This window comes from Billgrantia endophytica, assembly GCF_002879615.1.
Classification (GTDB): Bacteria; Pseudomonadota; Gammaproteobacteria; order Pseudomonadales; family Halomonadaceae; genus Halomonas; species Halomonas endophytica.
Genome location: NZ_PNRF01000032.1, coordinates 164311 through 177377, shown reverse-complemented (window position 1 = coordinate 177377; position 13067 = coordinate 164311). Strand labels below are relative to the sequence as shown.

Here is a 13067-nt window from a genome sequence, read left to right as displayed (position 1 = left end):
GGGACGACCCATGACCGAGCTACGCCCATCCCCGGCGATCGGCCACCTCCTGGCGCTTGTCGCCGGGGTGCTGACCACGCTGACCGCCTCCCCCTTCGAACTCTGGTGGCTGGGGCCGATAGCCGCCGGCCTGATCTATCTCGGCATCCACGCCCTGACGCCCGGCCAGGCCGCCCTCAAGGGCTGGATCTATGGTGTCGGGCTGTTCGGCTCCGGGGCTTCCTGGGTCTACGTCTCCATACACGACTATGGCTACACCGGGGTCCCGCTGGCGTTATTCCTGACCACCCTGTTCGTGTGCGCCATGGCGCTCTTCTTCGCCGCGACGCTCTGGCTATACCGGTTGCTGACCGGACCACGACTCGCCGTCCTGACGTTCGCCGGCGCCTGGGTGCTGGGCGAGTGGCTGCGCACCTGGCTGTTCACCGGCTTTCCCTGGCTCCTGCTGGGCAGTGCCCATGTCGACTCACCGCTGGCGCCCTGGGCACCGATTGGCGGCGTCTACGCCCTGTCGCTGATCACCGTACTGAGCGGCACTCTGGCGATCGAGTTCCTGCGCCGCCGCTGGTGGGCCGCGGCACCGATCGCGGCTCTATGGCTGGCCCCCCTGGCCCTGCCAGACCAGTGGACCGAGCCTGCGGGCAGCCCCCTTCGAGTGGCACTGCTGCAAGGCAATCTGCCGCAGTTGATCAAGTGGACACCTGAAGGACGGCGTATCGCCGCCAATACCTACCTGGAGATGACACGCGACCAACCGGACGACATCGACCTGATCGTATGGCCAGAGGCCGCGCTGCCCATGTTCGAGGACGAGGCGCTACCGATTCTGGAGCGCGCCCAGTCCAATCTTGCCCCCGGCAGCGCCCTGCTTACCGGTATTCTGCAGCGAGAGGGGCGGGGTCTTTACTACAACAGCGTGATCGGGATCGGCGATACGGAAGGCGAATACCGCAAGGCGCACCTGGTGCCCTTCGGCGAATACCTGCCCTTGGAACGCTGGCTGCGCGGCACCATTGCCTTCTTCGACTTGCCCATGCCGGCGATGACTCGCGGGCCTTCCGATCAGCCGCCAATCCAGGCCGTAGGCACCACCATCGGGAACGCCATCTGCTACGAAATCATCTACGCCGACCTGGTGGCCAACCGCGCCAGAGACGCCGAGCTGATCCTGACGGTTTCCAACGACACCTGGTTTGGCGAATCGATCGGCCCCCTGCAGCACCTGCAGATGGCCAGGCTGCGCGCGTTGGAGAATGGCCGTTACGTGGTCCGGGCTACCAGCAACGGCGTTACCGCCATCATTGATGACCAGGGAAGGGTTATCGCTCGCGCACCACAGTTCGAGACGATCGCGTTGACCGGCGAAGCCGTTCCCATGCAGGGACTGACCCCCTTCACCCGCACCGGAAGCTGGCCGGCATGGCTGTTGGCTGCCCTGCTCGTGGTACCTGGCCTTCGCTTACCACGCCGTGGCCATGCGACTACCCGGACCTGAACCTTCTTGCAGGACCTGACGAAACGGGGCCCGCACTCGGCGGGCCCCGTTCTTTTACCAACCTGCGATGGCTGGCTCATGCCTGACTGGACGGCACCTCGCCCAGTACCTCGGGGATGGTCGCGCGCACATAGCGGCCCGGAGCCTCCTCGAGCAGGGGCAGCTCCCCCTCGCCGGGCTGTCGGGCCGGAACCCGCTTGTCCGGATCGGCGTAGCCCCCTTCCGTCATCCACTGCTGCCAGTGTGGCCACCAGGAGCCTTCGTGAAACTCGGCACCCTCGAACCACTCCTCATGGGTGTCCGGCAGCTCACTGTTGGTCCAATAGCCGTATTTGTTCCTGTGAGGCGGGTTGACGATACCGGCAATATGGCCCGAGCCTCCCAGCACGAATGTCACAGGCCCTTTGGGTAACAGGGCTCCGTAGTAGGTGCTGTTCCACTTGGCGATATGATCATCACGGGTGGACACGAAATAGCTGGGCGTGGAAATCTTGCGCAGATCGATCTTGACCCCGTCCAGCTCGATGCCGCCAGGCTGCGCCAACCGGTTCTCCAGATACATGTGCCGTAGATACCAGCCGTGGGTGCCCGCCGGCAGATTGGTGCCGTCGGTGTTCCAGTAGAGCAGATCGAAAGGTGCCGGATTGTCGCCCTTCAGGTAGTTGCTGACATAGAAGGACCAGAAAAGGTCATTCTCGCGCAACAGGTTGAAGGTATAGGCCATGGAGCGCCCATCCAGGTAACCATTCTGTTCGAGCCGCGCCTCGATGCCGGCCAGTATCGGCTCGCTGAGCAGCACGCCGAGTTCTCCCGGGTCACGGAAATCCTGCAGCGTGGCCATGTAGGTGACCGACTTGACCTTGCGGCCACGACGAGTACTGGTGAGATAGGCCACGGTGGATGCTGCCAGAGTACCGCCGACACAATAGCTGAACAGGTTGACCGATTTCTCGCCACAGGCCTGCCCAATGGCTTCCATCGCCGTGATCGGCCCCATCTGCATGTAATCGGCCCAGGTCAGGTCGCGTTGTTCGGGACCAGGGTTGCGCCAGGAAATGAGGAAGACGGTATGACCCTGGTCGACCAGCCACTTGACCAGTGAGTTGTCCTGCCGCAGGTCGAGAATGTAGTACTTGTTGATCCAGGGCGGCACCACGAGCAGCGGGGTCTTGAATACCGTATCCGTCGTGGGCGTGTACTGAATCAGCTGAATCAACTCGTTTTCGAAGACCACATGGCCCGGCGTCACGGCAACGTTGCGACCGATCTCGAAGGCACTGCGATCGGTCATGGTCACATTCAGGCCATCGGAGGAATTGGCCAGGTCCTTGCGCAGTTGCGTCAGGCCATCCACGAGGTTCTGTCCGCGGGTTTCCTGGATACGGCGCATCACCTCCGGGTTGGTGGTAATGAAGTTGGTCGGCGCCATGGCGTTGACCAATTGACGGGCATAGAAGGCAAGGTTGCGCTTCTGCTGTTCCGGCAACCCCTCCAGTTGCTCGATCAGCCCCTCGACCGTACGGGAAAACAGCAGGTATTGTTGCAGGATGGCCTGGTAACAGGGATCCTGGGTCCAGGCCTCGTCCTGGAAACGCCGGTCGCCAGGCATCGGCACTACCAGCGGCTCTACCGCTTCACCCGAAACGGCTCGCCAGCCGTTCTGCCAAAGCCGCCATTGATCCTGCAACAGGCAAGCCTTGGTCTGCCACAGGAGCTGCGGGTTGCGCATCAGCGACTCGGCACCGGCCTGAAAAGCTTCCCGCATATCGGTATGGATGGTATCGGCCGCCGCATCGGGCGCCATCTTTTCCAGCAGGTCCTGCAACAAGGCCTGGTATTGCTGCCCCACTTCCTGCAACTGTGCGTTCCACTCTTCCCACTCGGCCTGAGACGGACCTTCCAACCCTGGCTGCATAGCCCTCTCCTGATCATCGACTCTCTGCGTGACTGCAACGAACCTGCCTCCACAGGGCCCGTTGCCGGGCCCTGTGGAGGCAGGTAGCACTGCCCGGGCTACCCCGAACAGCGCAATGACACTTTCCGTTCCGGCACCTTTCGCTTTCGACCCTCAGCTCTTGCGAGAGGACTGGCTCGCGGCCTTGGCCGGGGCGTCCGCCTTGGCCGGGGCGTCCGCCTTGGCCTGCTTGGCACTTGCACCGGCCTCGCGGGCCTGCTCGGCCAGTTGCTGGCTAGCCTCGCTGAAGAGCGTTTCCAGCTCGGTCTTGAATTCCTGGCTCATCTCGCCGAGCACCTTGGCATCTTCCATCATCTGCTTGGAGAGCTCGTTCATCATTTCGGCTTGCTCGGCGCCAAACTGCTGGAGGCCCTCGGCATCGCTGATTTCAGACGCACTGCGCATGCGCTCGGTACCCATCTGGCTGTAGCGTTTCATGGCCTCGAGCTGATATTCGGTCATCTTTTCCATGTTGCCGAGCATCAGTGAGTTCAGCTTGCGCATGGGCTCGAAGAAGCGGCGTGTCTGCTGATTGAAGTTGTCGATCATCTTGTCCTGCATGGTGGTAACCTCCTGTGGGCCGGGAAACATGCGGGGCGCAGTTTCGCACCTCAAGCAAGCCGCATGGCATCATGCTGCACTGCACAAAGCGTAGTCTGCCATGAGCCCTGTTGCAACACAATGTCGACCACAAGGACCAACATCAGCACCGGGCGCAGGGCTCACTCGCTGCGCCGTGAACGAGAGCGAGCGCTCGCCGTCTTCTTGGCTGCTCGTCCGGGGGGCTCTTTCACCTTTTCCCCCTTCTGCTTGCCATCGCCGCCGCTCTCCGTTTCCGCCGTTCCTGCACGACTCTTGCCTGCACCGCTACCCGCCTGTCGCAGCATATCCAGCATCATCTGCTGATAGGTGCCGAAACTGGCAAGCCCTTGGGAAAGGCCCTGCGTGAGCCCTTGCGGCAGCCCCTGTTGCTGCAGGAAAGGCTGCATCAGGCTCATGGGGTCGTAGCCTTCCACGCCGGACTCCATCTGCTTGTAAATCCGGTTCAGCAGGTCCTGCTGGAAGGCCTCGACATCGGGCAGGCCCAGGGAACGACGGAACTCGTCGGGCGTCAGGTCGAACTCGACATTGATCTTCATGGCGATACTCGGCTCTAGTTGTCCTTTGAGTGTAGCAGCCCGTGTCGGTCTCGACGGGCCGGTCCAGGCACCTCACTCAACGCAGTATGGGTGTCGTCACCCGCACATCGATGTTCTGGGCCCGATGGCGCAGCAGGTGATCCATCAGCGTCAGCGCCATCATCGCCTCGGCGATCGGCGTGGCACGAATACCGACACAAGGGTCGTGGCGTCCCTTGGTGACGACGTCGACCGGGTTACCATGTCGATCGATGGAACGTCCCGGCGTCGTGATGCTCGAAGTGGGCTTGAGCGCCAGATGAGCGATCAGCGGCTGGCCCGAGGAGATACCGCCCAGGACACCGCCGGCATGGTTGGACAGGAATCCTTCCGGCGCCATCTCGTCGCGATGCTCGCTGCCACGCTGTGACACCGCGGCAAAGCCGTCACCGATCTCCACTCCCTTGACCGCATTGATGCTCATCAGCCCATGGGCCAGTTCGGCATCGAGTCGGTCGAAGACCGGCTCACCGAGGCCCGGCGGTAGCCCGTCCGCCACGACGGTGATTTTCGCGCCCACCGAATCCTGATCACGGCGCAGTTCATCCATGTAGGTCTCGAGTTCGGCCACCCTGCCAGGGTCGGGGCAGAAGAAGGGGTTGTCGTTCACCCCCTCCCAGCTCTTGAAGGCGATCTCGATGGGACCGAGCTGGCTCATGTAACCGCGCACCCGGATTCCCCGGGTGGCAAGGTAGCGCTTGGCAATGGCACCGGCAGCCACCCGCATGGCGGTTTCCCGGGCGCTTGAGCGCCCACCGCCCCGGTAATCGCGTACCCCGTACTTGTGATGATAGGTATAGTCGGCGTGAGCGGGGCGGAACTGGTCCTTGATGTTCGAATAGTCCTTGGAGCGCTGGTCGGTGTTCTCGATCAACAGTCCTATCGACGTGCCGGTGGTCACCCCTTCGAAGACGCCGGACAGGATCCTGACCCGGTCGGGTTCACGGCGCTGGGTGGTGTGGCGCGAGGTGCCCGGACGACGGCGGTCCAGGTCATGCTGCAGATCCGCTTCGGCAAGCGGAAGGCCCGGGGGGCAACCATCGACGATGGCTCCCAGGGCCGGGCCGTGGCTCTCGCCGAAGGTGGTGACGGTAAACAACTTGCCGAACGTATTGCCGGACATGGACGTGCCTCCTGGTATCGGGTGATCGCCCCGGACGATCAGGCGAAGGACGCCGCATGGGCGTCGAGTTCCGCAGCGGCAAGGGCGAAGACCCCCTGACCGCCACGCTCGAAATCGAGCCACAGGAAAGGCACCTCGGGAAAGGCGGCTTCCAGGTGGCGGTCGGAGTTGCCCACTTCCACGATCAGCACCCCATCATCGGCAAGATGAGCACGGGCACCGCGCAGGATACGCCTCACGATATCCAATCCATCACTGCCAGCCCCCAGCGCCAGTGCCGGTTCGTGACGGAACTCGGCAGGCATGGTGGCGAGGTCGCGGGCATCCACATAGGGCGGGTTGGAGACGATCAGGTCATAGCGCTGGCCGGCAAGCCCGTCGAACACATCCGAGAGGACGGCCCGGACACGCGCGCCCACGTCGTGGCGCTGGATGTTCTGCTTGGCTACGGCCAGGGCATCCGGGCTGATGTCGGTCAGGTCCACATCGCTGGTGGGCAGGTGCAGTGCCGTGGCGATGCCGATGCATCCCGATCCGGTACACAGATCGAGCACCCGCGACGGAGGCTCCTCGGGAAACCAGGCGGCGAAGCCCGACTCGATGAGCTCGGCAATGGGCGATCGCGGGATCAGCACGCGCTCATCGACGCTGAACGGGAAACCGGCAAAGAAGGCCTCGCCCAACAGGTAGGGCAGCGGTCGCCGGGTGGTGATACGCTCCCGCACCAGGGTCACGATGCGCAGGCGCTCCATGGGAAGCAGGCGCGCATCGAGTACGGCCGGATCCACGTTCCAGGGCAGATGCAGCGACCCCAATGCCAGCGTGACGGCTTCGTCCCAGGCGGAATCGGTGCCGTGACCATGAAACAGGCCGGCCAGGTGGAATTCGCTGGCGGCCCAGCGCAGGTAGTCACGCAGGGTGACGAGACCGGCGCAGAGCGCCTCGTCGTCAAGAGTCAACGTCGAACGGGAAACGGGGGGGGATTCGGCCACGGGAGGTCCTGCGGATCGGTTGCGAACAGGTTCTTGATTGTACCCGTGGCGGCGGGCGGTTCACAGCGGCTCTCAGCTCGCTATACTGGCGGCTCGATTCGCCAGCAAGAGTCCCGCATGAGCCGACGCCACCCGCCCCCGGAAGATGACGACGTCAATGCCTTTCGCCAGGCGTTGCGGGAAGCCGGCGTGCGGCCTATCACGACTGATCGTGCCGACCCGGGACGCCCCCGCCGCCAGGACACCGCTGCGGCCGAGCGCCGTGCCGCCGCGGTAGCCGCAGACAACACCGAGGCGGCGGGCAGCCGGACCAGCGACGGCCGTGTCGAGCCGGTTCGCCCATCGGAAGCCCTGGAGTTTGCCCTGCCGGACCTGCCCTACCGTACCCGGAGCCAGCTGAAACGGGGGCGGATAGCCTGGGAGGCGGGCCTGGACCTGCATGGCCACACCCTGGATGAAGCCCGACGCGAGCTGGAGAGCTTCTTGCGCGAGGCGACCTCAGGCCGGATGCGGTGCGTACTGGTGGTTCATGGCAAGGCGTGGGGCAGTACGGCGAACTACCCCGTCATCAAGAGCCATGTCAATGCCTGGCTACGAGAGTGGCCCGCGGTGCTGGCATTCACGTCGGCCCGGGATGTCGACGGCGGCACGGGCGCCGTCTATGTCCTGCTCCGGCGCCATGGGCAGAATGCCTAGCCGATCCCAGGCCTAGGCCCCACCCCCCGACTCCCGTTCCGCCGCTATCTGTGCCGGTTCCACCACCATTCCCGCGTTACCTCCCGGACCACTTCGGGTGCGACCTTCGTAACGGTCCAGCGCTTCCATGGCCAGGTGCTGTCCCAGCCGAACCAACGCCTCGGCACGGTGGAACTCGAACGCGCCGCAGACCGTCTTGGGCACTTCAATCAGCACATCAGGGGGGTAGCCGGCGATCTTGTACTTGGCCAATGCCGCCTGGGTGGTATCGAAGGAGGCCAGGACCATGTCCAGCCGCCCCCAGGCTCGACGACCCGTGGCCACCTTGCCGGCCTTGCTCTCCTCGATATCACCACCCGTCTCGTTGCCGCCATTGCCCAGCCCATCCAGCAACCGACGCGTCACGCCACGCACGTCCATCCAGCCGCTCAACGAACCGGCCTCAGCCTCCGCAGTCTCGTCTTCAGGCGGCATCAGGTCTTTCAGTGTCACTGGATGCGGGCTGTGAGCGGTAACGTTCACGGCCAGCATGAAGTCGGCGTGAGCCGATACGGTAGGAATGATGGGTAGCGGATTGAGTAGACCACCGTCGACCAGGGTCTGTTCTCCCACATGTACGGGGGTAATGACGCCGGGTACCGCGATAGAGGCACGCATGGCCCTCAACAGAGAGCCGGTCTGGAACCATACCTCGCGCTGGCGCACCAGGTCGGTGGCCACGGTGGTGAAGGGAATCGGCAAGTCCTCTATCTGAATGTCCCCGACCAGACTTTCCAGCTTGCTCATCACCTTGCTGGCCCGCATGGCTCCCATCGGACTCCAGGTCACGTCCACCAGCTTGAGCACATCGAAGTAATCGAGCTGGCATACCCAGTCTCGGTACGCGTCGAGACCTCCCGCCGCATAGACACCGCCAATGACCGCCCCCATGGAGCAACCCGAGATCGCCACGATCTCGTAGCCACGGGCCTCGAGTACCTGGATCACGCCAATATGCGCATAGCCACGAGCCCCGCCGCTGCCAAGCGTCAGGGCGACGCGCTTGCCCATCTCCGCTGCTCGTCGATCGCTCATCAGGTTTCTCCTTGTGCCCCCCTTTCTTCAAACGCTTCGGGCGAGACGAGCCAGTCGGTGATGGCATCCGCCACCGCCACCACGGAACCGGGCTCGAGATGAAGGTGATGCCCTCCCGGCAATACGCGCCGGGTGAGCACCGGAACCACTGCCCGTGCGGCAGCCACGGTATCCCGATTACCGAGAATGCCCGTTTCACCTTCGATCAGCAGTACTGGAGCACGAATCTTGCCCAGTGTCGCCAGTACCTGATCGGGCGTCAGGCGAACCGGTGATGGCCATAGTAGACGGCCATCCGTACGCAGCCGCACATGCCCATCGCCCTCGGACATCAGATTGCGCATTACCAGCGGCGTCGCGGTTTCCCCGTCGATGGACGTCACCCCTCCCGCAACCCGAGCCGCCACGGCGGTACTACTGTCAGGATAGCGCGGTACGGACGACAGCGGGCGGCGCGCTGCCCGTAGCCCCTTACGAAGCTGGGCGGGCGTGTCCTCCACTTCGGTAGTGACGACACCCAGGCCATCGATCAGCAGTAGCCGCTCGACCCGTTCCGGCAGGGCCGCGGCGGTCAGGCAAGCCACGCCGGCCCCCATGGAGTGGGCCAGAAGCGTGACACGCTCCAGGCCCAGCTCATCGGCGGCGTCCAGCAGGTCGTGACAATAATCCCAAAGGGCGTAATCGCCCTCGACATGCTGCGACAGCCCATGGCCGGTGAAATCGATGGCGACCACCCGAACCCCCAGACGTTCGACCAGATGGGGGGCCAGGCGCGTGAAGCTTGCCGCATTGTCCAGCCAGCCATGCAAGGCGAGCCAGGTCGGAGCGGCATCATCGCCCCAGCACAAGCCTGCCAGCCGCCCACCGGCCAGCGTGAGTGACCGAGCCTCGCTCATCGGGACACCTCCAGAAGCTCGTCGAGCATCGTCAACAAGGCCCGGCGGGTCTCTTCAGGGTGCTCCATGGGAAACATGTGAGTGCCGGGTACCAGGGCGAGGTTGATCCCGTGTCGCTCCAGGCGACGGCGGCGCGCCGGCGTGATCAGGTCCGACTCGCTGCCCGCCAGCAGCCCGAACGGGACGCGCAGGCTCCTCGGGAGGCGTGTCAGGTGATCCGGTAAATGGCGGAATATTTCGGTCTCGATCACCGGGTCATAGACCAGTTCGGCGGCGCCGTCATCGCGCAGCCGGGTGCCACCCTCGACATAGTCATGCAGGGCATCCGGGGTAAAGCGCCGGAACAGGCCCCGGCGGCGCAAATGGTTGGCCATGGCATCGCGATTCGGCCACTCCGACCGCCTTCCCTTGGATTTCCCCGCAGGCGTGACGCGGTCGATGAAGCCGAAGCGCTTGGCCACCTTCATGCTCCAGGCATCCAGGCCCAGCATCAGCGGCGGGTCCAGCATGACAACGCAACGAAAGCTACCGGGCGCATGCTCGGCCGCCATTGCCATCAAGACTCCGCCCATCGAGTGCCCGACCCCGATGACCGGCTCGTCACGATGGGTCACGTGATCGATCAGCTCATCCCTCAGTGCCAACCAGTTGGCACCAACGGGGTAATCGGGGTGGTGCCCCAGCCGATCGACCGGATGCACATCGAATCGCTCGCGAAGCGGCGCAAGCAGGCTACGGTAGCTCATGCCGGGAAATCCATTGGCATGGGCAAAGACCAGTCGCGGTCGTCGGGTGGCGGTGGAAACGGTCATGGCTGAAATCCAGGTCGAACGAAACGTAATGTCAGTGGCGATAGCAGGCTAACGGGTTTACCCTATTTCGCCAAGTCAATCCGGCCGATGCCGCTCCCCTGCCCACTGGAGTCTAGCCATGCCCTCTGATCCGCGACCACCGCGCGACACACGCATCCGTAACCGGATCTTCTGGATCACCGTGATCGCCGCCGTGACGGTCGGCCTGTGGCTGGTCCGCTGACATGGCCCTGCTCGACGTATTCTTCAGCACCCTCGAGATCACCCTCCCGGTTTTCGCCATGGTATTCATCGGCCTGGGGCTGAAGCGTGCCGGCTGGATCGACCAGGGCTTCATCAACACCGCCTCGCTGCTGGTGTTCAAGGGCACCATGCCGATGCTGATCTTCCTCAGCATCATCAAGGCCGACCTGGACGCCACTCTCAATCCCGGGCTGCTGGGCTTCTTTGCCCTGGCCACCCTGGGCAGCTTTCTCTTCTGCTGGGGGTGGGCCATCCTGCGGGTGCCGTACACCGACAGAGGCGTGTATGTACAGGGTGCCTTTCGTGGCAATTGCGGCATCGTCGGCCTCGCCCTGGCCGCCGGCATGTACGGCGAATATGGACTTTCCGCCGGTGGCCTGCTGCTCGGCGTGGTCATTCTCACCTATAACGCCTTCTCGGTGATCGCCCTGGCCACCTATCAGCCAGACCAGAATACCGACTGGCGCAGCATAGTGACTCATATCGCTCACAACCCGCTGATCCTGGCCGTGGTGGTGGCGGTACCAGTGGCGGCGCTGGAGCTCCGCCTGCCCGGCTGGCTGATGACATCTGGCGAATATTTCGCCTCGCTGACCTTGCCCCTGGCGCTGATCTGCATCGGAGCCACCCTGTCCCTGGGGTCGATCATGGAGTCAGGCAGGCTCGCCACGGGGGCCAGTACGTTGAAAATGGTCACGCTACCGGCCCTGGCCACCGCTGCGGCCTGGCTGGCCGGCTTCGAGGGACGCGAACTGGGCGTGCTGTTCCTGTTCTTCGCCAGCCCCACGGCAGCGGCAGCTTTCGTGATGGCCAAGGCGATGGGCGGCAACGCCATGCTCACCGCCAATATCATTGCCCTGACCACCTTGATGGCAAGCGTCACCATCACACTGGGGGTGTTTGGGCTCCGCCTCGCCGGCTTGATCTGATCGCGGGAGCCAACCACCACTTCGAACTGCTCCAGGCCTCCGCCTTCACCGATTGCGTCCTTCTTCTCTATTCGAAGCCGCCCAAGACACTCGAGCTAGACCGGTGATTCCGGAACGTCGCGCGGCGTCGTAAAGCGGATCATGTTGGCGCAGCCCGCCGCCCATATCTCGGCCTCGAGCTCGGCAACGGCAGCCGTCGGGAAGCCTGGCCCACGGTCGGCACGCCCCTCGACCAGCAGCCCGGTCAAGGCGCCGACCAATGGCATATGACTGACCAGCAGTACAGGCCGTGCAGTCGCCTGTTCCAGCAGCCAGTCGCCCACGGCCTGGGGCCTGTCGTCCGGGGTGATGATCGCCAGGGTCTCTACCTCGTTGCCCAGGGCCGCCGCCACATGATCGGCGGTCTGTCGGGCGCGCGCGAAGGGGCTGGCAAGGATACGAATGCCATCCAGCGCCCGGTACTGCAGCCAATCGGCCATCCGGGCCACCTCGGCGTGCCCCCTGGACGTCAGTACCCGCTCGGCATCCGGGTAGCCGGGGCCGGCTTCACCGTGGCGCATGATGAGCAGGCGTTCACTCATTGCGGGTCTCGACGCGTCGGTGGGCCTGCTGGACATCCTCGCGGGAAAGCAGGAATTCGACGTCGCTGCTCTGCTCCCCGAGCATCAGCATGCGTGCCATCTCCCTGGCCGGCACACCCTCGAACAGCACTTGATAGAGCCCTTCCGCCAACGGCATGTAGACGTTGTCCTCACGCGCCTTGTCTCGCACCAGCCGTACCGTATTGACCCCTTCGGCCACCTGGCCCAGTGCCTCGACGGCTTCGTCGAGGCTCTTGCCCTGTCCCAGGGCGTGGCCGACCCGATAGTTTCGCGAGAGGGGCGACGAACAGGTGACGATCAAATCACCGACCCCGGCCAGCCCCAGGAACGTCATGGGATTGGCCCCCTGATCCACCGCGAAGCGCCCCATCTCGGCCAGCGCTCGGGTCATCAGCATGCTGCGAGTGTTCTCCCCCATGCCAAGGGCCGCGGCTATCCCCGCGGCGATGGCATAGATGTTCTTGAGGGCACCGCCCAGCTCGACACCGTAACGATCATTGCTGGCATAGACCCGGAAATAATCACAGCCCAGGGCCTTCTGCACCCGTGTCCGAGTCAAGGGGTCGTCGCTTGCCACCACCGTGGCGGTAAGCTGCTTCTGGGCGATCTCGGTCGCCAGATTGGGCCCGGAGATCACGCCGATATGGATGAAACCGGTCTCTTCCTCGAGAATTCGGCTCATCAGCTTGAAGCCATCTTCCTGAATACCCTTGGTGGTGCTCACCAGGATCTGGTCGGCATGCAGCCAGGGCCGAGCCTGTCGCACGACATCCCGGAAGGCGTTGGAGGGAATGGCCACCAGCACCAGTTCGGCGCGCTCCAGGACGTCCTGCATGTTGCTGGAAGCCTTCACGGTCGGATTGATGGCGTAATCGGGCAGGTAACGGCCGTTACGGTGTTCACGGTTGATCTGCGCCGCCAGCTCGGGGTCGCGCAACCACTGACACACCTCGCCTCCGTTGTCTGCGGCGATACTGGCAAGCGCCGTACCGAAACTGCCTCCGCCCAGCACTGCCACCCGCATGGGATCATCTGACATGGTCGCCCCGATAGAATGAAGGTGTAGAGGGAAT

13 protein-coding genes are annotated in these 13067 nt (G+C 64.0%); 3 read left to right on the top strand and 10 right to left on the bottom strand.

The annotated features are described in order from the left end of the window. Positions 1-10 precede the first annotated feature (10 nt). On the top strand, positions 11-1495 hold the full coding sequence (lnt, locus tag C1H69_RS16295; RefSeq protein ID WP_102654431.1) for an apolipoprotein N-acyltransferase: 1485 nt from the start codon (positions 11-13) through the stop codon (positions 1493-1495). A 76-nt stretch (positions 1496-1571) separates the two neighbouring features. Here the strand turns inward: lnt and phaC are convergent, their stop codons facing one another. The 5 genes from phaC to prmB form a co-directional block, all read right to left on the bottom strand. Continuing rightward, a complete protein-coding gene (gene phaC, locus C1H69_RS16290; RefSeq protein ID WP_102654430.1) occupies positions 1572-3410 on the bottom strand; it encodes a class I poly(R)-hydroxyalkanoic acid synthase in 1839 nt (612 codons plus the stop codon). Positions 3411-3563: 153 nt separating this feature from the next. Next, a complete protein-coding gene (locus C1H69_RS16285) occupies positions 3564-4010 on the bottom strand; it encodes a phasin family protein (protein ID WP_102654429.1) in 447 nt (148 codons plus the stop codon). A 161-nt stretch (positions 4011-4171) separates the two neighbouring features. Beyond that, a complete protein-coding gene (locus tag C1H69_RS16280) occupies positions 4172-4588 on the bottom strand; it encodes a hypothetical protein (protein ID WP_102654428.1) in 417 nt (138 codons plus the stop codon). A 76-nt stretch (positions 4589-4664) separates the two neighbouring features. Further along, positions 4665-5750, bottom strand: a complete 1086-nt coding sequence (aroC, locus tag C1H69_RS16275) for a chorismate synthase (RefSeq protein ID WP_102654427.1) — start codon at positions 5748-5750, stop codon at positions 4665-4667. Between the two features lie 38 nt (positions 5751-5788). Beyond that, entirely contained in the window at positions 5789-6742 is a 954-nt protein-coding gene (gene prmB, locus C1H69_RS16270) for a 50S ribosomal protein L3 N(5)-glutamine methyltransferase (RefSeq protein WP_102654426.1), read from the bottom strand. Between the two features lie 117 nt (positions 6743-6859). Here prmB and C1H69_RS16265 point away from each other — a divergent pair, with 117 nt between their 5' ends. After that, a complete protein-coding gene (locus tag C1H69_RS16265; RefSeq protein ID WP_102654425.1) occupies positions 6860-7438 on the top strand; it encodes a Smr/MutS family protein in 579 nt (192 codons plus the stop codon). Between the two features lie 12 nt (positions 7439-7450). Here the strand turns inward: C1H69_RS16265 and C1H69_RS16260 are convergent, their stop codons facing one another. Genes C1H69_RS16260 through C1H69_RS16250 form a run of 3 tightly spaced genes read right to left on the bottom strand, consistent with a single transcriptional unit; the run spans position 7451 to position 10220 of the window. Next, complete coding sequence (locus tag C1H69_RS16260; RefSeq protein WP_102654424.1) at positions 7451-8512, bottom strand: patatin-like phospholipase family protein; 1062 nt, start codon at positions 8510-8512, stop codon at positions 7451-7453. After that, a complete protein-coding gene (locus tag C1H69_RS16255) occupies positions 8512-9408 on the bottom strand; it encodes an alpha/beta fold hydrolase (RefSeq protein WP_102654423.1) in 897 nt (298 codons plus the stop codon). The genes C1H69_RS16260 and C1H69_RS16255 overlap by 1 nt, the downstream gene beginning before the upstream one ends. Continuing rightward, entirely contained in the window at positions 9405-10220 is an 816-nt protein-coding gene (locus C1H69_RS16250; protein ID WP_102654422.1) for an alpha/beta fold hydrolase, read from the bottom strand. Before C1H69_RS16250 ends, C1H69_RS16255 begins: the two co-directional genes overlap by 4 nt. Before the next feature lie 224 nt (positions 10221-10444). On the opposite strand from C1H69_RS16250, the gene C1H69_RS16245 reads away from it, so the two are divergent. Beyond that, positions 10445-11392: an AEC family transporter gene (locus C1H69_RS16245; protein ID WP_102654421.1), complete on the top strand. Its 948-nt coding sequence runs from the start codon at positions 10445-10447 to the stop codon at positions 11390-11392. A gap of 95 nt (positions 11393-11487) precedes the next feature. Here the strand turns inward: C1H69_RS16245 and sixA are convergent, their stop codons facing one another. Together sixA and C1H69_RS16235 are read right to left on the bottom strand one after the other, a co-directional pair. Continuing rightward, positions 11488-11973 carry a phosphohistidine phosphatase SixA gene (gene sixA, locus C1H69_RS16240; protein ID WP_102654420.1) on the bottom strand — a complete coding sequence of 162 codons (486 nt, stop codon included), beginning with the start codon at positions 11971-11973 and terminating at the stop codon, positions 11488-11490. Beyond that, a complete protein-coding gene (locus C1H69_RS16235; RefSeq protein ID WP_102654419.1) occupies positions 11966-13033 on the bottom strand; it encodes an NAD(P)H-dependent glycerol-3-phosphate dehydrogenase in 1068 nt (355 codons plus the stop codon). The genes sixA and C1H69_RS16235 overlap by 8 nt, the downstream gene beginning before the upstream one ends. Positions 13034-13067 lie beyond the last annotated feature (34 nt).